This is a genomic window from Streptomyces djakartensis (assembly GCF_014651075.1).
GTDB lineage: Bacteria > Actinomycetota > Actinomycetes > Streptomycetales > Streptomycetaceae > Streptomyces > Streptomyces djakartensis.
In genome coordinates this window covers 187,317-209,223 of sequence record NZ_BMWE01000001.1, presented here as the reverse complement: position 1 = coordinate 209,223, position 21,907 = coordinate 187,317, and the positions used below count along the sequence as shown (strand labels likewise).

At 71.4% G+C, this 21,907-nt stretch carries 18 protein-coding genes; 10 read left to right on the top strand and 8 right to left on the bottom strand.

The genetic code is table 11. The annotated features are described in order from the left end of the window. The first annotated feature begins 88 nt into the window (after window positions 1-88). Window positions 89-2,122, top strand: a complete 2,034-nt coding sequence (locus tag IE212_RS00965) for a thioredoxin domain-containing protein (protein WP_190195723.1) — start codon at window positions 89-91, stop codon at window positions 2,120-2,122. 123 nt (window positions 2,123-2,245) lie between these two features. Here IE212_RS00965 and IE212_RS00960 read toward each other — a convergent pair whose 3' ends face one another. From IE212_RS00960 to trhA, 3 genes are all read right to left on the bottom strand, one after another. Then, window positions 2,246-2,977 (bottom strand): Mut7-C RNAse domain-containing protein, encoded by a 732-nt coding sequence (locus tag IE212_RS00960; protein ID WP_190195722.1) that lies wholly within the window; start codon window positions 2,975-2,977, stop codon window positions 2,246-2,248. A 69-nt stretch (window positions 2,978-3,046) separates the two neighbouring features. Continuing rightward, entirely contained in the window at window positions 3,047-3,682 is a 636-nt protein-coding gene (locus tag IE212_RS00955; RefSeq protein ID WP_190195721.1) for a TetR/AcrR family transcriptional regulator, read from the bottom strand. A 171-nt stretch (window positions 3,683-3,853) separates the two neighbouring features. Then, window positions 3,854-4,567, bottom strand: a complete 714-nt coding sequence (trhA, locus tag IE212_RS00950) for a PAQR family membrane homeostasis protein TrhA (protein ID WP_190195720.1) — start codon at window positions 4,565-4,567, stop codon at window positions 3,854-3,856. Between the two features lie 329 nt (window positions 4,568-4,896). On the opposite strand from trhA, the gene IE212_RS00945 reads away from it, so the two are divergent. Further along, window positions 4,897-6,726, top strand: coding sequence for a phosphoenolpyruvate carboxykinase (GTP) (locus tag IE212_RS00945; protein ID WP_190195719.1), 1,830 nt, complete (start codon window positions 4,897-4,899; stop codon window positions 6,724-6,726). A 583-nt stretch (window positions 6,727-7,309) separates the two neighbouring features. Here IE212_RS00945 and IE212_RS00940 read toward each other — a convergent pair. Further along, a complete protein-coding gene (locus IE212_RS00940; RefSeq protein WP_190195718.1) occupies window positions 7,310-7,726 on the bottom strand; it encodes an SCO4983 family protein in 417 nt (138 codons plus the stop codon). 122 nt (window positions 7,727-7,848) lie between these two features. Continuing rightward, window positions 7,849-9,060 (bottom strand): pyridoxal phosphate-dependent aminotransferase, encoded by a 1,212-nt coding sequence (locus IE212_RS00935; protein WP_190195717.1) that lies wholly within the window; start codon window positions 9,058-9,060, stop codon window positions 7,849-7,851. A 126-nt stretch (window positions 9,061-9,186) separates the two neighbouring features. Between IE212_RS00935 and IE212_RS00930 the strand changes: the two genes are divergently transcribed. From IE212_RS00930 to IE212_RS00920, 3 genes are all read left to right on the top strand, one after another. Further along, the gene (locus IE212_RS00930) at window positions 9,187-9,906 is read left to right on the top strand and encodes a hypothetical protein (RefSeq protein WP_190195716.1); all 720 of its coding nucleotides are present in this window, start codon (window positions 9,187-9,189) and stop codon (window positions 9,904-9,906) included. 36 nt (window positions 9,907-9,942) lie between these two features. Then, a complete protein-coding gene (locus IE212_RS00925) occupies window positions 9,943-11,703 on the top strand; it encodes a P-loop NTPase fold protein (protein WP_190195715.1) in 1,761 nt (586 codons plus the stop codon). Window positions 11,704-11,868: 165 nt separating this feature from the next. Then, the gene (locus tag IE212_RS00920; RefSeq protein ID WP_190195714.1) at window positions 11,869-12,795 is read left to right on the top strand and encodes a S1 family peptidase; all 927 of its coding nucleotides are present in this window, start codon (window positions 11,869-11,871) and stop codon (window positions 12,793-12,795) included. A 22-nt stretch (window positions 12,796-12,817) separates the two neighbouring features. Here IE212_RS00920 and IE212_RS00915 read toward each other — a convergent pair whose 3' ends face one another. Beyond that, window positions 12,818-14,431 (bottom strand): N-acyl-D-amino-acid deacylase family protein, encoded by a 1,614-nt coding sequence (locus IE212_RS00915; protein WP_190195713.1) that lies wholly within the window; start codon window positions 14,429-14,431, stop codon window positions 12,818-12,820. Window positions 14,432-14,442: 11 nt separating this feature from the next. Further along, complete coding sequence (locus IE212_RS00910; protein WP_190195712.1) at window positions 14,443-15,720, bottom strand: amino acid deaminase; 1,278 nt, start codon at window positions 15,718-15,720, stop codon at window positions 14,443-14,445. Window positions 15,721-15,854: 134 nt separating this feature from the next. Between IE212_RS00910 and IE212_RS00905 the strand changes: the two genes are divergently transcribed. From IE212_RS00905 to IE212_RS00885, 5 genes are all read left to right on the top strand, one after another. Next, the gene (locus tag IE212_RS00905; RefSeq protein WP_190195711.1) at window positions 15,855-16,925 is read left to right on the top strand and encodes a sugar kinase; all 1,071 of its coding nucleotides are present in this window, start codon (window positions 15,855-15,857) and stop codon (window positions 16,923-16,925) included. After that, the gene (locus tag IE212_RS00900) at window positions 16,922-17,683 is read left to right on the top strand and encodes an IclR family transcriptional regulator (RefSeq protein ID WP_190195710.1); all 762 of its coding nucleotides are present in this window, start codon (window positions 16,922-16,924) and stop codon (window positions 17,681-17,683) included. Before IE212_RS00905 ends, IE212_RS00900 begins: the two co-directional genes overlap by 4 nt. Further along, window positions 17,680-18,090, top strand: coding sequence for a RidA family protein (locus IE212_RS00895; RefSeq protein WP_190195709.1), 411 nt, complete (start codon window positions 17,680-17,682; stop codon window positions 18,088-18,090). The genes IE212_RS00900 and IE212_RS00895 overlap by 4 nt, the downstream gene beginning before the upstream one ends. A 105-nt stretch (window positions 18,091-18,195) precedes the next feature. After that, window positions 18,196-19,674, top strand: a complete 1,479-nt coding sequence (locus tag IE212_RS00890) for a GntP family permease (protein WP_190195708.1) — start codon at window positions 18,196-18,198, stop codon at window positions 19,672-19,674. A gap of 121 nt (window positions 19,675-19,795) precedes the next feature. Beyond that, window positions 19,796-20,308 carry a hypothetical protein gene (locus IE212_RS00885; RefSeq protein WP_190195707.1) on the top strand — a complete coding sequence of 171 codons (513 nt, stop codon included), beginning with the start codon at window positions 19,796-19,798 and terminating at the stop codon, window positions 20,306-20,308. On the opposite strand, the gene IE212_RS00880 is transcribed toward IE212_RS00885, so the two are convergent. After that, the gene (locus IE212_RS00880) at window positions 20,305-21,651 is read right to left on the bottom strand and encodes a M14 family metallopeptidase (RefSeq protein WP_190195706.1); all 1,347 of its coding nucleotides are present in this window, start codon (window positions 21,649-21,651) and stop codon (window positions 20,305-20,307) included. The genes IE212_RS00885 and IE212_RS00880 overlap by 4 nt on opposite strands. Window positions 21,652-21,907 lie beyond the last annotated feature (256 nt).

Here is a 21,907-nt window from a genome sequence, read left to right as displayed (position 1 = left end):
GCGGCGCGGGCGTCGTCCGGGCGTCGGGAACGGCGCCCGCGCACCGCCTGACGCGTGCCGGGCGGGGTACTGCGGCAGGATGGACACCATGCCGAACCGACTGGCGCACGAGACGTCCCCCTACCTCCTGCAGCACGCCGACAACCCCGTCGACTGGTGGCCCTGGTCGGCGGAGGCCTTCGAGGAGGCCCGCGAGCGGAACGTGCCCGTGCTGCTCAGCATCGGTTACAGCAGCTGTCACTGGTGCCACGTGATGGCTCACGAGTCCTTCGAGGACCAGCAGACCGCCGAGTACCTCAACGCGCACTACGTGAGCGTGAAGGTCGACCGCGAGGAACGCCCCGACGTCGACGCCGTCTACATGGAGGCCGTGCAGGCCGCGACCGGGCACGGCGGCTGGCCCATGACCGTGTTCCTCACCCCGCAGGCCGAGCCGTTCTACTTCGGCACGTACTTCCCGCCCGCCCCGCGCCAGGGCATGCCCTCCTTCCGGCAGGTGCTCCAGGGCGTGCACCAGGCGTGGGAGGAGCGGCGGGACGAGGTCACCGAGGTCGCCGGGAAGATCGTCCGGGACCTGGCCGGCCGGGAGATCTCCTACGGTGACGACCGGATGCCCGGCGAGCAGGAGCTCGCTCAGGCGCTGCTCGCGCTCACCCGCGAGTACGACCCGCAGCGCGGCGGCTTCGGCGGGGCGCCGAAGTTCCCCCCGTCGATGGTGCTGGAGTTCCTGCTGCGCCACCACGCCCGTACCGGCGCCGAGGGCGCTCTGCAGATGGCGCGGGACACCTGCGAGCGCATGGCCCGCGGCGGCATCTACGACCAGCTCGGCGGCGGCTTCGCCCGCTACTCCGTCGACCGCGACTGGATCGTGCCGCACTTCGAGAAGATGCTCTACGACAACGCCCTGCTGTGCCGGGTCTACGCCCACCTCTGGCGCGCCACCGGCAGTGAGCTCGCTCGCCGCGTGGCCTTGGAGACCGCCGACTTCATGGTGCGCGAACTGCGTACCGACGAGGGCGGCTTCGCCTCCGCGCTGGACGCCGACAGCGACGACGGCACCGGCAGGCACGTCGAGGGCGCGTACTACGTGTGGACGCCGCAGCAGCTGCGCGAGGTGCTCGGCGAGCAGGACGCCGAGCTCGCCGCGCAGTACTTCGGCGTGACCGAGGAGGGCACCTTCGAGCACGGGCAGTCCGTTCTCCAGCTGCCTCAGCAGGACGGCCTCTTCGACGCCGGGAGGATCCGCTCGATCCGGGAGCGCCTGCTGGCGAAGAGGTCCGAGCGGCCCGCGCCCGGCCGGGACGACAAGGTCGTCGCCGCCTGGAACGGCCTCGCGATCGCCGCGCTCGCCGAGACCGGCGCCTACTTCGACCGGCCCGACCTCGTCGAGGCCGCCGTGGCCGCCGCCGACCTCCTCGTCCGGCTGCACCTGGACGAGCAGGCCCGCCTCACCCGCACCAGCAAGGACGGGCACGCGGGCGCCAACGCCGGTGTCCTGGAGGACTACGCCGACGTCGCGGAGGGCTTCCTCGCGCTCGCGTCCGTCACCGGGGAGGGGGTGTGGCTGGAGTTCGCCGGTTTCCTGCTCGACCACGTCCTGGTCCGCTTCACCGACCCGGAGTCGGGTGCCCTGTTCGACACCGCCGCCGACGCCGAGCGGCTGATCCGCCGCCCGCAGGACCCGACCGACAACGCCGCCCCGTCCGGCTGGACCGCGGCGGCGGGTGCCCTGCTGAGCTATGCCGCGCACACCGGGTCCGGACCTCACCGCACGGCCGCCGAAAGGGCGTTGGGTGTCGTGAAGGCGCTCGGACCGCGCGTGCCCCGCTTCATCGGCTGGGGGCTCGCCACCGCCGAGGCGGCGCTGGACGGGCCGCGGGAGGTCGCCGTGGTGGGACCGGCCCTCGAGCACGAGGGGACGAGGGCTCTGCACCGCACGGCCCTTCTGGGCACCGCGCCCGGTGCCGTGGTCGCCGTCGGCGCACCCGGGGACGACGAGTTCCCGCTGCTCGGCGACCGTCCACTGGTCGATGGCGAACCGGCCGCGTACGTCTGCCGTCACTTCACGTGTGACGCGCCGACGACGGACGTCGAACGGCTGCGTGCGGTGCTGAGCGGCTGAAGGGCACGCCCGAAGGGGCCCGGGGAACTGCGCGCCCGGCCGCGACGGTCCCGCGGTTCCCCGCGGCGCTCAAGAGCGACGGCGCTCAAGAGGACGGCGCTCAAGAGCCACGGCGCTCAAAAATCAACCGCGCTCCGCACGGAGCGCGAGCGCCCGTTCCACGATCGCCTCCAGCTGCTCGTGGTGCGCACCCTTCCAATACGCCCGGCCGCAGGCGCCGCACTGCGCGAACACGTCGTACGTGCGGTGCGTGCCCTGTTCGAGCTGCTCCGCGACATCTTCCTTGGAGGCCTCGCGGAGCACGCCGTTGCAGGCCGTGCACCGCGTCCAGGGGAACAACTCGGGATCGAACCGCTCCAGGACGTCCCGCAGCTGCTCCTCGGGCCGGGTGCTGTACACGAACGCCCCCGCCCACAGCTCACGCCTGCGCAGCAGCCCCCGGTCCCGGCTCAGCATGACCCGCCGCTCCGCCGCCGAACGAGCGGCCAGCGCCGGGTCGCCGATGTCGGTCGACTCGTAGGCCGTGTCCACGCCGAGGAGGCGCAGGCGGCGGGCCAGCGTGCCGAGGTGCACGTCCAGGAGGAAGCGCAGGGGCGCGCCCGGCACCCGCTGGGGCCGGGCGACCGTCCGCACGGTCACCGACTCGCCGGCTGACGGGACGTGCGCGAAGGGCACCTCACGGCCGTCCACGACCAGTGCGCCCACCTCGGTCAGCGGCACCCCCAGCGACTCGACGACATGGCCGAGGGTGGAGACACCGTCGGTGGCGGTCCGCACGGTGTCGGTCCGCCTGGCCCGCGGGATGAAGACGTGCAGCTCGGGCGCGAACTCAAGGTGGATCTCGGGACCGTTCACCCGGTCAGGATGCCACGGCGGCGGACTGCCGGGCCGGTGAGTTTCCCCCGCCCCGGCCCCGTACCGGCCTCACCGCCGGGGCAGGTCCTTGAAGGTGGCGAGGGTGCGGTCGAGCAGCTCCGGCAGGTCCTGGCGGAAGTCCCCCTCGGCCCAGTACAGCGTGGCCTCGAGCAGGGCGCCCATGAGCCCCATGGCGTAGACCCGGACCTCCAGGTCGTTCTCGTCCCGGCCGGTGCGCTCGGCCAGGGCCCGGCGCAGCAGGCGGCCGGTGACGGACATGCTCTCCAGCAGCCGGGAGCGCACCGCGGGCACGTCGGCCATGAGCCGGACCCGCAGCATCATCTCGTCCGGCCCGAAGTCCGGGTCGCCCGCCAGGGCCTGGGCCGTCGCCTTGCTGATCGCCCACCGAAGCGACTCCAGCACCGGCTCGCCGGCCGGGCGCACGCGCAGCAGGTCCTCCACCACGGGGTCGTACTCGTCGGTGAGGACGATGTCCTCCTTGGTGGGGAAGTACCGGAAGACGGTGCTCGGCGAGACCTCGGCGCGCTCGGCGATCTGCTCGACGGTGGTGGCGTCGTACCCCTGCTCCCGGACCAGGGCGTAGGTGGCCCGCCTGATCGCGTGCCGGGTCTTGATCTTCTTTCGCTCCCGCAGGCCCAGGGGGCGGGCGGCCTCGGGAACAGGGGAGGTTCGCGCCGTGCTCATGCTGCTCATTGTCGGCCATCGGGCCTTTCGCGGACCACGCCCGGGGCCCCGGGGCCGGGCGCCGGCCGGGCAGCGGCAGCGTCGTCAGGGGCCGCGGTGAGGATTGCCGGACGGCGCGAAAAAGGGCCACGGCGTGCCGGCCGTGGCCCGGTGTGCTGCCCTGGGGAGGCGTCAGGCGTGCTGGTACGCCACCAGTGAGATCCCCACGTAGTGCGCGATGAAGGCCGCCAGGGTGAAGGAGTGGAACACCTCGTGGAAGCCGAACCAGCGCGGTGACGGGTTGGGCCGCTTGATCCCGTAGACCACGCCGCCCGCGCTGTAGAGCACACCGCCGATGATGATCAGTACCAGGACGGCTATGCCGCCGGTCCGCATGAAGTCCGGCAGGTAGAAGACGGCCGCCCAGCCCATGGCGATGTAGCACGGCGTGTACAGCCAGCGCGGGGCGCCGACCCAGAAGACGCGGAAGAGGATGCCGGCCGCCGCGGCGGCCCAGATGCCCCACAGCAGCCACTGACCCTTGGCGCCCGGCAGGAGCAGCATGGTCAGTGGTGTGTACGTGCCGGCGATGATCAGGAAGATGTTCGCGTGGTCCAGCCGGCGCAGGACGCCGTCCATGCGCGGGCTCCAGTCGCCCCGGTGGTACAGCGCGCTCACACCGAACAGCAGGCAGGCGGTCAGCGCGTAGATTCCGCAGGCGATGCGTCCTCTGGTCGAGTCGGCGAGGGCGGTCAGCACCAGGCCCGCGACGAGAGCGGCCGGGAACATGCCGAGGTGCAGCCAGCCGCGGAGCTTGGGCTTCACGGGGTGTGGCAGGGAGAGCGCCTGCGGACCGCTACCTTCGGCCGGCGTGTCCGTGGGCGCGTCGGGGACGAACGCAGTCATGGCCGAATGGTAGCTACGGAACCGTAAGTGACGTATCAGTCGCGCTGATTGACCGACGAAGAGTGGCCATCCTCTCACCGTGACCGGCCGGTGGTCACGCAAACGGATGGTCAGGTGAACCCAACGTGCACGCAAAGAGGGCGCGAGAAACCGTGGCGATCCTCACGTCGCTCACTTGTGCGCTCCTCTGGACAGATGGGCGCGAGCATCGGATGATCAAATGAGTGCGGTCGGCACCGGATGAGCGCCCGAGCTCCACGGTGAAGCATCCGGGTCGCAGCCCCCACGGGGCCTCCAAAGTCAAAAAAAACCCTCATTTAGGAGCAATCGTGGCGCGCGACATCGCGGCTCCCACCGTCCCCACCACTCATCAGGGGCTGATCTCGTGGGTGAACGAGATCGCCGAGCTGACCCAGCCGGACAACGTGGTCTGGTGTGACGGATCCGAGGCCGAGTACGAGCGGCTGTGCGAGGAGCTCGTCCAGAAGGGCACCTTCCGGAAACTCGACCCGATCAAGCGCCCCCACTCCTACTACGCGGCTTCCGACCCCACCGACGTCGCGCGAGTGGAGGACCGGACGTTCATCTGCTCCGAGAAGGAGGAGGACGCCGGCCCCACCAACCACTGGAAGGCCCCCGCCGAGATGCGGGAGATCTTCCAGGGCTCCGGGGGAGAGGGCGGTCTGTTCCGCGGCTCGATGCGGGGCCGGACCATGTACGTCGTGCCCTTCTGCATGGGCCCGCTCGGTTCTCCGCTGTCCGCGCTCGGCGTGGAGATCACCGACTCCGCGTACGTCGCCGTCTCGATGCGCACCATGACCCGCATGGGTCAGGCCGTCCTCGACGAGCTCGGCGACGAGGGCTTCTTCGTCAAGGCCGTGCACACCCTGGGCGCCCCGCTGGAGCCCGGCCAGGAGGACGTCCCCTGGCCCTGCAACCGGACCAAGTACATCTCGCACTTCCCCGAGGACCGCGAGATCTGGTCCTACGGCTCCGGCTACGGCGGCAACGCGCTGCTCGGCAAGAAGTGCTACGCCCTGCGCATCGCGTCCGTCATGGCGCGTGACGAGGGCTGGCTGGCCGAGCACATGCTGGTCCTCAAGCTGACCCCGCCGCGCGGCGAGGCCAAGTACGTGGCCGCGGCCTTCCCGAGCGCCTGCGGCAAGACCAACCTCGCCATGCTGGAGCCGACCATCCCCGGCTGGACGGTCGAGACCATCGGCGACGACATCGCCTGGATGCGCTTCGGCGAGGACGGCCGGCTGTACGCCATCAACCCCGAGGCCGGCTTCTTCGGTGTCGCGCCCGGCACCGGTGAGCACACCAACGCCAACGCGATGAAGACGCTGTGGGGCAACTCCGTCTTCACGAACGTCGCCCTCACCGACGACAACGACGTGTGGTGGGAGGGCATGACGGAGGAGGCCCCGGCGCACCTCACCGACTGGAAGGGCAACGACTGGACCCCGGAGTCGGAGACCCCGGCGGCCCACCCCAACGCCCGCTTCACCGTCCCGGCCTCGCAGTGCCCGATCATCGCGCCGGAGTGGGAGGACCCCAAGGGCGTGCCGATCTCGGCGATCCTCTTCGGCGGCCGCCGCGCCACGGCCGTGCCGCTGGTGACGGAGTCCTTCGACTGGAACCACGGCGTGTTCCTCGGCGCCAACGTGGCCTCCGAGAAGACCGCCGCCGCCGAGGGCAAGGTCGGCGAGCTGCGCCGCGACCCCTTCGCGATGCTGCCGTTCTGCGGCTACAACATGGGCGACTACATGGCCCACTGGATCGACGTGGCCAAGGACAAGGACCAGTCCAAGCTGCCGAAGATCTACTACGTCAACTGGTTCCGCAAGAACGACGAGGGCAAGTTCGTCTGGCCCGGCTTCGGCGAGAACTCCCGCGTCCTGAAGTGGATCGTGGGCCGCCTGGACGGCACGGCCGAGGGCGTCGAGACGCCGATCGGCATCCTGCCGACCAAGGCCGCCCTCGACACGGACGGCCTGAAGCTGGCCGACTCCGACCTGGAGTTCCTGCTCACGGTCGACAAGGAGGTCTGGCGCGAGGAGGCCGCCCTGGTCCCCGACCACCTCAACACCTTCGGTGACCACACCCCGAAGGAGCTGTGGGACGAGTACCGCGCCCTGGTGCGGCGCCTGGGCTGACACGGCCCTCCACCGACGCCGCGGCCGGCTCCGATCGTGCCCTGACCAGCAACATCGTCACGGCCGGCCGCGGTGCCAGCACCACCCTCGAAGGGCCCGCACAACGCCGTGCGGGCCCTTCCTGACTCCCCAAAGGGGCGCGGGGAACTGCGCGCCCAGCCACACCCCACCCGCACGGACCCACGGCCCGTGATCCCCACTGTGACGCCCTGGCGGGAGGCCCTGAAGGGGCGCGGGGAACTGCGCGCCCAGCCACACCCCACCCGCACGGACCCACGGCTCGCGGATCCCCACTGTGACGCCCTGGCGGGAACGCCCCAAAGGGGCGCGGGGAACTGCGCGCCCAGCCACACCCCGCCCGCACGGACCCACGGCTCGCGGATCCCCACTGTGACGCCCTGGCGGGGACGCCCTGAAGGGGCGCGGGGAACTGCGCGCCCAGCTACACCCAACCCGCGCTCACCACCGGGCGTGAAGCCCCACGGCCCCCCACGGCCCAAGCCAACGCAGTGCTGTGGCACCCGGCCCGCGCGTCGCTGCGGGTGCGCGCGGGCCGGGGCCGTCGAAGGGAGCCCGAACGGGCTCAGTGCGACGCGAGTTCGCGCGCCTCCAGAGCCGCCGCGTGCGCGTCCATCCGCTCGGCGGCCAGGATCGCGGCCGCCGTGTCGGCACGGGAGGCGGCGACCACCAGCGCGCGCCCCGCCAGGGCGTGCGCCCGCCGGTGCAGTGCCGCCGCGCCGCCCTCGCGCCGGGCGCCGGGCAGACGGGCCGGCGCCCGTCCGTCCCTCAGCCGGGCCACCTGCTCCGCGAGCCGCTCCGCCGCGACGTCCAGGTCGGCCGACGGTGCCGCCGCGCGCAGCTCGTCCGTGACGGCGAGCAGGGCGGCGAGATGCCCCGCGAGCTGGATGTCCAGCTCCTCCTCACGAGAACGGTGGGGAAAGTCGGGGTTGGGGCCGTCCACCGTGCTGTGGACCGACTTGGCGCGGATCGGTTCGTACATGGGAGGGCCTCCTGAGTCCTTACAGGAAGCCATCCTAGCTTAGATTTCGTCTAAAGTTGAGTTGTTCACAATATCGGACCGCCTGCGCACATAGTGTGAGCGGGCGGGTGGGTCCGACGGGTTCAGGTCTGGCTGTAGCCGTCCAGGAAGTGCCCGATCCGGCCCACCGCGTCGCGCAGGTCGCCGACCGTCGGCAGTGTCACGACCCGGAAGTGGTCCGGCTCGGGCCAGTTGAAGCCGGTGCCCTGAACGACCATGATCTTTTCGCTTCGGAGCAGGTCCAGGACCATCCGCCGGTCGTCCTTGATCTTGAACACCTTCGGGTCGAGGCGCGGGAACAGATACAGCGCCCCCTTCGGCTTCACGCAGGTCACGCCCGGGATCTGGGTCAGCAGCTCGTAGGCGACGTCCCGCTGCTCGCGGAGCCGGCCGCCCGGCAGGACCAGGTCGTTGATCGTCTGGCGTCCGCTCAGCGCGGCCACGACGCCGTGCTGCCCCGGCATGTTGGCGCACAGCCGCATGTTCGCCAGGATCGTCAGACCCTCGATGTAGGAGTCGGCGTGCGCGCGCGGCCCGGAGATCGACATCCAGCCCACCCGGTAACCGGCGACCCGGTACGCCTTCGACATGCCGTTGAAGGTGAGGGTCAGCAGGTCGGGGGCGACGGCGGCGGTCGGGGTGTGCACGGCCTCGTCGTAGAGGATCTTGTCGTAGATCTCGTCCGAGCAGACGAGCAGGTTGTGGCGGCGGGCGATGTCGGTGAGCCCCTTCAGCATCGCCTCGTCGTAGACCGCCCCGGTCGGGTTGTTCGGGTTGATGATCACGATCGCCTTGGTGCGGTCGGTGACCTTGCGCTCGACGTCGGCGAGGTCCGGCATCCAGTCGGACTGCTCGTCACAGCGGTAGTGCACGGCGGTACCGCCGGACAGGGACACGGCGGCGGTCCACAGCGGATAGTCCGGGGCGGGTACGAGGACCTCGTCCCCGTCGTCCAGCAGGCCCTGCATCGCCATCACGATCAGCTCGGAGACGCCGTTGCCGATGAAGACGTGCTCGACGTCCGTCTCGATGCCGAGGGTCTGGTTGTGCATGACCACGGCGCGGCGCGCGGCCAGCAGTCCCTTCGCGTCCCCGTAGCCATGGGCCGAGGACACGTTCCGGAGGACGTCCTCCAGGATCTCGGGCGGACACTCGAAGCCGAACGCGGCCGGGTTGCCGGTGTTCAGCTTGAGGATCCGATGCCCGGCCGCCTCCAGCCGCATCGCCTCCTCGAGCACCGGCCCCCGGATCTCGTAACAGACGTTGGCGAGCTTGGTCGACTGGATCACCTGCATATACGGGAGCTTACGGCCCGGTAACGCCTAACGGGCCGTGTTTTCCGCCACGTGAGACGCGTCGGTTTGGGCGGATATCGCCGCGCGCTGTTCTACCAGCGCCATTGGTGCCTACAATTCGCCGCCATGTCCAGGCCATCCGAATACGCCGACGGAGCGACGAGCGGCGAGTCCCATGCGACGCCGAACGTGTACCTGCCGCAGGCCGCACCGCCCCCGGCCTACGACGCGTACGCCGATCCGGCCGCGGCGCACGGATGGGAGGTCCACTACGACGGCACACAAACCGCGGACGGCATGGGCGACACACGTGAGCTGCCGCCGGTGCCGGCGCGTGGCAGGGCCGGCGGGGGCGGCCACCGCTCCCGGCGCAGGCCGAGCCCGTGGCGGACCCGCCGGGTGGCGATCGCCGCCGGAGCCGTGGGCGCCGCGGCGGCGGCCGCCCTGATCGCCGGGTTCTCCTCCTCGGACGCGCCCTCCGGTGGGACGCCGAGTGGCGAGGGCGGCCGGACGGGTACGACGGCAGGTGATCCCGCGAGCCCCACATTCACGCCCGGTACGCCCTCCCGCGCGCCGGCCACCGGGGTGCCCGCCGCCGGCCGGCCGTCCGCCTCGGATGACCCGTCGTCCGGGACGGCGTCGGCCGGCCCGGACGACGGGGCGAGCCGCCCGCCTTCCGAAGGCGGGGCGAACACGGGGGAGCCCTCGGCCGGGGGCCCGACCTCCGCCACCACGGCCCCGGCGCCCACCGACCCCGCCACCACGTCCGCGCCGGGCAACTCCGGACGCAAGCCCGGACACGGCCCGGGCGGCACCAAGGACACAAGTGGCGGGCGGACTGGGTAGGTTGGGCCTGTCTACCGCACGGGGGAGGGACAGGACATGGACTTCGCGCTGCTCAACGACGAGCCGGTCACGGCCGTGGAGGCCGACCTGCTGGGCGCCGCTCGGGCAGCGCGTGAGCTGGCGGGACTGCTGCACACCTCGCGGACGGCCACGCCGTTCACCCTCGCGGTGGACGCGGGCTGGGGCATGGGCAAGAGCAGTCTGATGCGGCTGGTCGAGGCGGAGCTGCGGCAGTACAGGGACGTGGCGACCGTCTGGTACAACGCCTGGACCTCCACGGGGTCCGACGCGCTGGAAGGGCTCATCAAGTCGGTCCTGGCGAGCTTCGACCGGCGGCTGCTGCGGCGGGCGCTGCACCACGCCTCCGAGCGGGGCACGCTGCTGCGGGCGCTGCGGGCGACGCTGACGGTGGCCGCGGCGCCGTTCGGGGCGGCCGGGGTGGTCGACCAGTTCTGGCGCGACCTGTCCGTCGACGCCAAGGCGCGCAACGATCTGCGGGAGGCGCTGCGCGACCTCGCCACCGAGTGGGCCGAGTCCGCCGCGTACGAGCCGCGGCGGCTGCTGGTCGTCTTCATCGACGATCTGGACCGCTGCTCGGAGGAGACGGTGCTCGCGGTCTGCGAGGCGGTGAAGGTCTATCTCGACGTGCCGGGGCTCGCCTTCGTGATCGGCTGCGACCGGTCGGCCCTCGGGCCGCAGGGGCTGCTGCGGGATCTGGGGCCGGCCGGGTCGGCGTTCATGGAGAAGATCTTCCAGACGAGTTACCGGCTGCCGGTTCCGGGCCGTGATGAGGCCGAGGGCTACGTCCGGCACTGGGCCGATCGCTCCGGTCTGCGGGAACTGCTGGACGACGACCTGGTCAGGCTGATCGCCGACCGCTCCGCCCGCAACCCGCGCCGGATCAAGCGGCTGATGAACGGCTTCGGCCTGGAGTGCTCGCTCAACCCCGTGTGGGCGCGCTTCAGCGCTGAGGCGGTAGTCAGGACGCTTTTGCTGCAGCACCTGTACGCGGAGTTCTACCGGCTCCTCGTGACCGGCGACGGCACCTACGCGCACGCGGCCCGTGAGTTCCTCGAGTACCGGGTGGCCCGGAGGGTGCTGAGCCAGACGGCCCCCGCGGACGGGGAGTCGTGGCGGATCACGGTGGACTCGGTGACCGGGCACGGGCTGGCGGCACCGGAGCCGGAGGACGTCGACAGCCGGGCGACGGCCCTGGCCCGGCTGGAGGAGGAACTTCCCACCGCGTTCCCCGCCCTGGCACGCGACCAGGGTTTCGTCCACCTCGTCGAGGAGTGGATGCGGCTCCCGCAGGTGGACGAGCTGGTGAGGCAGCTTCAGGAGGGCGGCGTGACCCCGGTGGCCCCGGTGCCCGACGACGAGGAGCGCGGGCGCGGGGAGCCGGGCACTCGGGGCGAGTACGGGGGCATCCGGATCCTATGGGTCGATGACCATCCACAGAACAACGCGACCTACGCCCGCGCTCTGGAGGAGCGCGGCGCCGACGTGCTGCTGGCCGTGGACGGGCGGGAGGCCGAGCATCTCCTGCGCACCGTCCCCGTCGACCTGCTGATCTCCGATGTCGCGCGCGGCACCGACCGGGACGCCGGGTTCAGCGACCTCCAGGGCTGGCGGGAGCGCGGACTCTTCGACGGCCCGGCCGTGTTCTTCGCCGGCCGGGTCACTCCGGCCCGTCAGCAGCGGTGCCGCGAGCTGGGCGCGCGGATCACGGTCGGTGGCGCGACGCTCATGACGTACATCGACGCGGCGGTCGCGGACGTCCGCCAACAGCGGGCCTGATAGAACTACTTGGGCCGGGCGTGCCGCCCCGAGGGCAGGAGCGCCGCCGTCCGTGCCGGATGCCAATCCTTGTGCCCCGGCGTCCCACCCCCTCACAATGCACATGACAACACTGCGGGCGGCCGGAGGTTTTCCGGCCGCCTCCGTCGCAAGAGGGGACCCCCCATGAGAAAACCTCTCGCCGCCGCGTTCTTCGCCCTGGCGATAGCCGGGGCCGGCGCGGCTCCCGCGACCGCTGCCGAGGCCGCCCCCACGGGCGTCGGCAAGGCCGCGGACGCGGGCCAGGTCACGTCCGCCGTCACGGACGTGGTCTCGTCCGCAACGGACACCCTGTCCGGGATCACCAACCCGACGGCCAAGGGCGTCAACTTCGCCGGCACCGTCGCGCTCAGCAACTGCTCCGGCTCTGTCGTCCGCATGCCGGACTCCGAGGAGAACGACCCGGCGCTGGTGATGACCAACGGCCACTGCCTGGACGGCGGCTTCCCCGCCCCCGGCGAGGTCCGCGTCGACCAGGCCTCAAGCCGCACCTTCGGCCTGCTGAACGCCTCCGGCACGCGCGTGGCGACCCTGCGCGCCGCCAAGCTCGCGTACGGCACGATGACCGACACGGACGTCGCGTTCTACCAGCTCACCACCACGTACGGGCAGATCAAGAGCTCGTACGGCATCAACGCGCTGACCCTGAACGACAGCCACCCGGTCGCCGGCACCGCCATCAGCATCCCCTCCGGCTACTGGAAGCGGATCTACAGCTGCGACATCGACGGGTTCGTGCCCACCCTGAAGGAGGGCGGCTGGACCTGGAAGGACTCCGTCCGTTACACCTCCGCCTGCAACACCATCGGCGGCACGTCGGGCTCGCCCGTCGTCGACCAGGCCACCGGCAAGGTCGTCGCCATCAACAACACCGGCAACGAGGACGGCGAGCGCTGCACGGTGAACAACCCCTGTGAGGTCGACGCGAACGGCGACGTGACCGTCCGCAAGGGCATCAACTACGCCCAGCAGACCTACCAGATCCCGTCCTGCTTCGGCATCGACAACAAGCTCGACCTGAGCGCGAGCGGCTGCACCCTGCCCAAGCCGTAGGGAAGAGCCCCGGGGCGGGCGGTCACGCGGGAGGGATCCCGCGGACCGCCCGGCCCGCCAGGGCGTCCGTGCGCCGGCCGTCCTCGATCACGAACCGCCCGTCGACCAGCACGTACGGGATGCCCGTGGGGAGCACCCGGGGCTCCGCGAAACTCGACCCGGCCGCCACCGTCGCCGGATCGAAGAGCACCAGGTCGGCGACGTGTCCCTCACGCACCAGCCCCCGGTTAGGCAGCCGGAGCCGGGCCGCCGGTCGCGAGGTGAGGTGCGCGACGCACTCCTCGAGCGACAGCACTCCCAACTCCCGCACGTAGTGCCCGAGATAGTGCGGGAACGTGCCGTACGCGCGCGGGTGCGGCTTGGCGCCCTGGAGGATGCCGTCCGAGCCGCCGGTGTGCACCCGGTGGCGCATGATCGCCAGGACGTTCTCCTCGTGCCCGACGTGCTGGAGGATCGTCGGGGCCAGCCGGTCGGCCAGCAGCAGCCCACGCGCCGTCACCCAGGGGGCCTCGCGCCGGATGTCCGCCGACTCCTGGACCGTCCGGCCGACGAACTCCGCCAGTGCCGGGTCGCCCACGCCCGAGATCTCGATCGTGTCCCAGTCGACGGGCACGCCGTGGCAGCCGTCCGAGCCGGTGACCTCCAGGTCGTGCCGGATGCGCGCCGCCGTCTCCTCGTCCGACAGCCGCTCGAGGGTCCGCTCCGGGCCGCCCTCGCTCGCCCAGCTCGGCAGGATCGCCGCGAGGGTCGTGCAGCCAGGTGTGTAGGGGTAGGTGTCCAGGGTGATGTCGGCCCCGGCCGCCAGCGCCGCGTCCAGCAGGGCCAGCAGCTCGGGCGCCCGGCCCCTGTTCACGCCGAAGTTCATGGTGGCGTGGGCGAGATGGAGGGAGCAGCCCGCCTCCCGGGCCAGGGCGACCATCTCCTCGTACGCCTCCAGGGCGCCCGCGCCGTAGGAGCGGTGGTGCGGGCAGTAGTAGCCGCCGTACGACGCCACCACCCGGCACAGCTCGGTCAGTTCGGCGTCCTTCGCGTACATGCCGGGCGTGTACGTCAGCCCGGACGACATGCCGACCGCGCCCTGCTCCATGCCCTCGGCGACCAACCGCCGCATCCGGTCCAGCTCTTGCGGGGTGGCCTCCCGGTCCTCCCAGCCGACGACGAGCGCACGGACCGTGCCCTGGGGGATGAGGTAGGCCGCGTTGACGGCGATCCCGCGGTCCAGCCGGTCCAGGTACTCGCCCACCGTCCGCCAGTCGAAGTCGATGTCGTCCCCCGGGCCGTTCCACCCGGCGATCGCGCGGCGCACCTCGTCGAGCGTGCGGTCGTCGACGGGCGCGTACGACAGCCCGTCCTGGCCGATGACCTCCAGCGTGACGCCCTGCGCGGCCTTGGCGCTGTGGTCGGGGTCGCGCAGCAGGGCCAGGTCGCTGTGGGCGTGCATGTCGATGAAGCCGGGGGAGAGGACGAGCCCGTCCGCGTCCAGCTCCCGGCGCGCCTTCGGACGCTGGCAGCCGGCCATGGCCGCCTCCTTGACGATTCCCACGATCCGGCCGCCGTCGACCACCACATCGGCCCGGTAGGAGTCCCCGCCGGAACCGTCCACGACGTCCGCGTCCCGGATGACGAGCTCTTCCATGCGGCGTCCTCCTAGAAGTAGGTACGGACGTAGTCGACGACCGCGCCGTCCGCCTCCGCGACCGGGATCAGCGGCCACTTGTCGAACGAGGTGCACGGGTGGGACAGGCCCAGGCCGACCCAGTCACCGACCTCCAGGTCCGCCTCCGGCGTGGTGCGCAGCCAGGCGTGCTGGTCGGACAGCGCCGTCACCGACACGCCGTCGGCCGGGCGCTCGGCACCGTCCCGGCGGACCACCTGGGCGAACGGCAGGTCGAGGTCGTAGGCCGCGTCCCGCTTGCCCGCGTTGACGAAGGCCTGCCCGGCCGTCGGCCGGGACACCACCTGCGTCCACAGGCGGAACGCCGGCTCCAGAGCGCCCTCCTCGGGCACCCGGTTGAACGGGGTCAGCTTGCGGTAGTGGCCGTCGTCGTGCGAGACGTACGCCCCGGAGCGCAGCAACCTCAGCACCGGAAGGGAGAGTTCCGGGATGTCCGCGAAGACGTCCGCGACCGCGTCGAACCAGGCGCTGCCTCCGGCGCTGACGACGATCTCGTCCAGGCCGTCGAAGCGCCCCGCCTTGTCGAAGTCGACGGCGAGCGCGACCAGCCGCCGCAGCCACGCGGCCACCCGCTCCGGGTCGGCCCGCGGCACCTCGCCCTCGTAGCCCGCCACGCCGGCCAGCCGCAGCGTCCGGGTGCCCGCCACCGCGTCCGCCACCGCCGCGCACTCCGCCTCCGTACGGACACCCGTACGGGCACCCTCACCGGCGGCGAGTTCGACGACGACGTCCACGGGGCGCGAGGTGCCGCGCAGCGCCGCGTCCATCAGCTCCACCCCGCGCACGGAGTCGACGTAGCAGACGAAGCGGAACTCCGGGTCGGAGTCGAGCTCGGCGGCCACCCAGCGCAGGGCCGCCGGGTCGACCAGCTCGTTCGCGAGGAACACCCGCCGGATCCCGAACGCCCGCGCCACCCGCACCTGGTGCGGCACCGCCAGGGTGATGCCCCACGCCCCGTGCTCGATCTGCCGGTGGAACAGCTGCGGGGCCATGGAGGTCTTGCCGTGCGGAGCGAAGGCCAGGCCGTGCCGGTCCGCGTAGACCTCCATGAGCTTCAGGTTGTGCTCCAGGCGCTCGGCGGACAGCGCGAGCACGGGCGTGGTGAAGCCGCCGGTGAAGAGGTTCCGGCGCTGGGCGGCCAGCTCGCCGACCGTCAGTCCGTCGGCGTCCGGCGGGAGGCCCTTGAAGCGGTGGTCGACGCGCTCGGCGGCGAGCCGGGCGAGGGGCTCGGCGGCGGAGTCAGCTGTCATGGAACCTCCCTGATCAGCGGCGTTGCACTTACTGCAACATCCATTGCGTATATCGCTCAACGCTGTCTAACATCTCGGCCACCCCCGGTCAATGAAACCGCCACCGGCCGGCCCGACGAGGAGCTGAGAGCATCGTGACCCCCACCGGACCCGGCGACGCCACCGACGTCGTGGATGTCGTCGCGCTCGGCGAGTCCATGGTCACGTTCCTGCCCTCCAGGCCGGGCCGGCTCGCCGACGTTCCCGACTTCCACCGGGGGATCGGCGGCGCGGAGTCCAACGTGGCGTGCGGGCTGGCCGCCGCCGGACATTCCGCGCGGTGGGTCAGCGCCGTGGGCTCCGACGGCTTCGGTGACCATCTCCTCCAGGAGATCGGCGCGTACGGCGTCGACGTCACGTCCGTGCGGCGTGATCCGGCGCGTCCGACCGGCATCTACTTCCGCACCGCGGGGGACCGGGCCGACCAGGCCCACGAGGTGGCGTACTACCGGGCCGGCTCGGCCGCCTCGGCGATGTCCGTCCGCACGGTCGACCTCGCGGCGGTACGTGCCGGGCGCGTCCTGCACCTGTCGGGGATCACGGCGGCGCTGTCCGGCGACTGCCTCGACCTGCTGTGGGAACTGACCGAGCCGGGCCCCGAGAGGCCGCTCGTCTCCTTCGACGTCAACCACCGGCCCGGTCTGTGGCCCGACGCGGACGGGCCGCGGGTCCTGCTCGACCTCGCCCGCCGCGCGGACATCGTCTTCGTGGGGGCCGACGAGGCCCTCGACGCATGGGGACTGCACGGCGCGTCCGCCATCCGGGAGGCGCTGCCCGAACCCGGCCTCGTCGTCGTCAAGCTGGGCCCGGGCGGCGCCGTCGCCTTCGACCGGGACACCGCCGGCGCTCAGGACGCGGACGGCACCGCCACACTGGTCCGCGCCCCGCGCGTCGACGTCGTCGCGGCCGTCGGCGCCGGCGACGCCTTCGCCGCCGGGTTCCTCTCCGCCACCCTGCGCGGACTGCCCGTACGGGACCGGCTGCGGCACGGGCACCTGATGGCCGCCGCCGCCCTCACCGTCCCCGGCGACCTCGCCGCACCGCCCGCGCGCCAGCACGCCGACCGGCTCGTCGCCCTGGACGACACCGCATGGGGGAGACTGCGACTCGGCCCGGGCTGGACCGAGGACACCCAGCGGGCCGACGAGGAGGTACGTACGCCATGAGCCAGACCGTCGACCGCGCGCTCAGCATCCTTCCGCTGCTCGCCGAGGGTCCCGCCGACCTGGGGCAGGTCGCCGACCGCCTCGGCGTGCACAAGTCAACGGCGCTGCGCCTGCTGCGCACCCTGCACGAGCACGGCCTGGTCTACCGCCAGTCCGACCAGCGCTACCGCCTCGGCGCCCGGCTCTTCGCGCTCGCCCAGGAGGCGATGGAGAACCTCGACGTCCGCGAGATCGCCCACCCTCACCTGGTCCGCCTGAACGAGAGCTGCGGCCACACCGTGCACCTCGCCGTGTACGAGGAGAACGAGGTCCTCTACATCGACAAGGTCGACAGCCGCTACCCCGTGCGGATGTACTCCCGCATCGGCAAGCCCGTCGCCATCACCGTCGCCGCCGTCGCCAAGCTGCTCCTCGCCGACCTGCCCGAGCACGAACGGCGGGCGGTCGCGGAGAAGCTCGACTACCCCGCCTACACGGCCCGTTCGACACCCGACGCCACCGCGTTCCTGCGCGAGCTGGAGAAGGTGCGCCAACAGGGCTGGGCCACCGACCTCGGCGGCCACGAGGAGTCCATCAACTGCGTCGCCGCACCCATCCGCGGCGCCGACGGCCGGGTCGTCGCCGCGATGTCGGTCTCCGCGCCGAACGTCGTCGTCACCGCCGACGAACTCCTCACCCTCCTGCCGCTGGTGCGCCGCACGGCGGACGCCATCAGCGGGGAGTACTCCGGCAGAACACCATCGAAGGGCACCGTATGACGGACAAGACCGCACTCACCCCCAGGACCCACACCACCCCGCCGGCGAGGTTCTCGCACGGTGTGAAGAAGGGCAACATCCTCCAGGTCGCCGGCCAGGTCGGCTTCCTGCCCGCCGAGGAGGGCAAGCCGCCCACGCCCGCCGGGCCGGGCCTGCGCGAGCAGACCCTCCAGACCCTGGCCAACGTCAAGGCCATCCTCGAGGAGGGCGGCGCCGGCTGGGACGACGTGATGATGATCCGCGTCTATCTGACGGACGTGGCCCACTTCGCCGAGTTCAACGGGATCTACGACGCGTACTTCGGGGAGCAGGACCTGACCCAGCCGCCCGCCGCGCGCACCACGGTCTACGTCGGCCTTCCCGCGGGTCTCCTCATCGAGATCGACGCGCTCGCCGTCCTCGGCTGACACCCCCTCAACCCCCGCACGTCCGTGAGGTGCGGCGCCCTCGATGCGCCGCGCCGCGCTCCCCCCTACCCAGAAGCTGTATGCATTTACGTAGAGGACCCCCGAATGTCCCATTCGCTCGCCGTGTCCGCCCCCGCCGAGACCCCACCCCACACGGGAGGCCTGCTCCTCCTCGTGGACGGCACGGCCGGACTCCTGCTCACCGCAGCGCTCGGTATCGCGCTCCTGCTCTTCCTCATCATCAGGGTGAGACTGCAGCCGTTCGTCGCGCTGCTCGCGGTCTCCATAGCCGTCGGCCTCGCGGCCGGCCTGTCGGTCACCGAACTCTTCGGCACGGTCCAGAAGTCGGACGCCGTCTCCACCATCGAGTCCGGCATGGGCGGCATCCTCGGCCATGTCGCCATCATCATCGGCCTGGGCACCATGCTCGGCGCGATCCTCGAAGTCAGCGGCGGCGCCGAGGTGCTGGCCCGCCGCCTGCTCGGCATGTTCGGCGAGCGGCGCGCCCCGCTCGCCATGGGCCTGACCGGCCTGATCTTCGGTATCCCGGTCTTCTTCGACGTCGGCATCTTCGTCCTGGCCCCGATCGTCTACGCCGCCGCCAAGCGCTCCGGCAAGTCGATCCTGCTCTACTGCCTGCCCCTGCTGGCCGGTCTGTCCGTCACGCACGCCTTCCTGCCGCCGCACCCCGGCCCGGTCGCCGCCGCCGGTCTCCTCCACGTGGACCTCGGCTGGGTCATCCTCATGGGCGTCGTCTGCGGTCTGCCGGCCGTGGTGGCGGCGTGGGCGTACTCGGCGTGGATCGGCCGCCGCATCTTCGTCGCCGTGCCGCAGGACATGGTCGAGGCGGCGGAGGAGGCCAAGCAGGCCGTCGTCGACGAGCAGCGGGCCGCCGGGGTGGCGCCGAGCGAGCACCCGCTGCCCCTCGGCACGGTCCTCGGCATCATCGGCACACCGCTGGTCCTCATCCTCGCCGCGACCTTCTCCTCGATCGCCCTCGCCCCGTCCACCCTCCGCTCGGTGGTCGAGTTCTTCGGCAACCCCTTCGTGGCCCTCACCATCGCGCTGTTCTGCGCGTACTACCTGCTCGGCATCCGGCGCGGCTGGTCCCGCAAGTCCCTGGAGACGGTGTCGACGGCGTCCCTGAAGCCGGTCGGCAACATCCTGCTGGTGGTCGGCGCGGGCGGTGTCTTCGGGGCGGTCCTCAAGGGCAGCGGCGTCGCCCAGGCCCTCTCGGACACGTTCAACGGCGTGGGCCTCCCGGTGATCGTCCTCGCCTACCTGATCTCCGTGGTCCTGCGGGTCGCCCAGGGCTCGGCGACGGTGGCGATCGTGACGACGGCCGGCATCGTGGCGCCGTTGCTGTCGGAGGGCGACCACTCACAGGCGTTCGTCGCGCTGGTCATCATGGCCATCTCGGCGGGCTCCATATTCGCCTCACACGTCAACGACGGCGGCTTCTGGATGGTCGCCAAGTACTTCGGCATCAGCGAGCGGGACACGCTCAAGACCTGGACGGTGCTGGAGAGTGTGCTGTTGGTGGCGGGGTTCGCGGTGGCGGCTGTGCTCAGTCTGTTCGTGTAGGCGCCGTTGTGCGGGCGCCGTTGTGCAGGCGTCGTCGTACGGGCGTCATCGTGTAGGCGTCAGGTAACGATGCAGGGGCTGGCTGTGTACGGCACAGGTTCGTCGACCATACTGCTGGGCTGTGGAGCAGCGCATAGGTTCGAGCAGCCAGCCCCTGGAGGGCGCCGGATTCGACCCGGCCTTCATCCCCGGGCTCACGTCACCCGCGTCCGGACGGGCGCAGGACGAGGGGCCGGAGGAGGAGCCTGAGGTCACCGAGGCCGAGGAAGCCGCCCCCGAGCCGCAGGAGACGGCGCAGGAGACGGCGGAGGCGTCCTCCTCCGGGCCGGAGGAGGACACCCCGGTGGACGGCCCCGTCTTCGAGGCGTCCGACCGCCGCGCGAGGATGGTCGCCGACCACAGGGGCGTACGACTGTCCCTGGACGACCAGGAGTGCGAGTTCCGCTGGGACGAGATCGGGGCGGTCGAGACCGAGACCGCCCGCTTCGGCAAGCGCTACACCGTCACCGTCCACACTCCTGACCGGCGCTGGTACCCGATCGAGATCGAGGCACCGGCCAGAAGTCACTTCGCGCGGTGGGACAGCGAGTTGGACGCGGTACTGGACGCCTACTTCGAGGAAGACGCCGACTAGCCGCAGTACTGGCTCTCCTTCCCGATCGACCGGTACATACAGTCCGCGTTCTCCAGCAACTGCAGCACCGCGTCCCGGTTACGGGAGGTCTCCCGCTCGATCACCTCGTCGGGCGGGTAGAACCCGCCACCGCCGGAACTCGGGTACATCTCGAAGGTGTACCCGAAGATCTTGTGCGCGCCCCAGAGGTAGTCGTCGATCGACCCGTCCGTGATGTACAGGTCGCTGGACTGCTCGGCGGTGTAGCCGTTGCTCGCGGCCATCTTCTGCCCGACCGCCTTGAACGCCGCGTGGTCGTCCGCGGTCATCCCGGTCGTCGTGTCGGAGTACGTGTAGCCGAACGGCCACAGCACCAGCTCGCTGTACGTGTGGAAGTCGATGGCCGCCCTGATCTGCTGCTTGCCGCCGACGACCCGGCTGCGCACGAAGTCGGCGACGACCTTCACCTCGGGCGCGGACTCCGCCGCACTGCCGCGGTAGGTGTCGGAGGACGCCGAGCCCGAGGAACCGCCGCAGCAGCCCCAGCGATAGTTCCAGTTGCGGTTCAGGTCCGTACCGACGTAGGAGGAGCCGGAGTTGGGCTGCCGGTTCTTGCGCCATGACCGGTACGACCCGGTGGCGATGTCGTACTCGCCGCCGTCCGGGTTGATGTCCGGCACGATCCAGATCTCACGGTTGTTCACCATGCCGGTGACGCGCGAGTCGGAGCCGTAGCCGGAGGTCAGCTCGCGCATCAGGTAGAGCGCCATCTCGACGGTCAGGTGCTCACGGGCGTGCTGGTGGTGCGTGAACAGCACCTCCGGCTCGGACTCGTCGCTGCCCACGTTGTCGCTGATCTTGACCGCGACGATGTCCCGGCCCTGGTACGACTTGCCGATCACGCGCCGGCTCGCGATCGACGGATTCGCCGAGACGATCGCGTTGATCTCGGCTGTCATCTCCGCGTAGTTGTGGTAGCGCGAGTCGGCGGACGGGAAGTCGAAGAGCCGGACGTCGCCCTCGCCGGCGGAGCGGTCGGGCACGGAGCCGAGCGGGGTGACCTCGTAGCCCAGCGCGCGCAGCTTCCTGATCTGGTCCGCGCGGCCGGAGACGACGACCCCGTGGCCGTGCACCTCGTCGACGGTCACACCCGTGCGCTGCAGTGCCGTGCGGTCCTTGGCCGTCGAGTGCAGGTGGATCTCGTACTGCCGGATGTCGTCGGCCGTCGGGGCCGCCTTGGGGGCGCTGTCGGCGGTGGCGTCCGGCGTCGTCGCGGACAGGGGAGCCGCGAGGGCGAGTGCGAGGAGGGCGGCGAGAGCCGCGGTGCGTCTGCCGGCACCGGGGCCTCTTGAGCGAAGTCGCATGAAATCTCCTTGTGGGAGGTGGGGTTGTTCCGTGCGACGTGCGTGTGCGGGTGGCGCATATCGTTCTGCTTATGGCATGAGCAGGTCAAGGCTGAAAGTGGCCGTGCAGTGTACGCATGCGGCGCTGTGGCCGACGTGTCCTCGGCGAAGTACACCCGCGGGTGTGACGCGCGCGTGCATATGTGTACGCACAGGGACAGAGTGGGAGCCCGCACAAAGGGAGCCGGGTATCCGGCTCCTTGGACCACACCCCCAG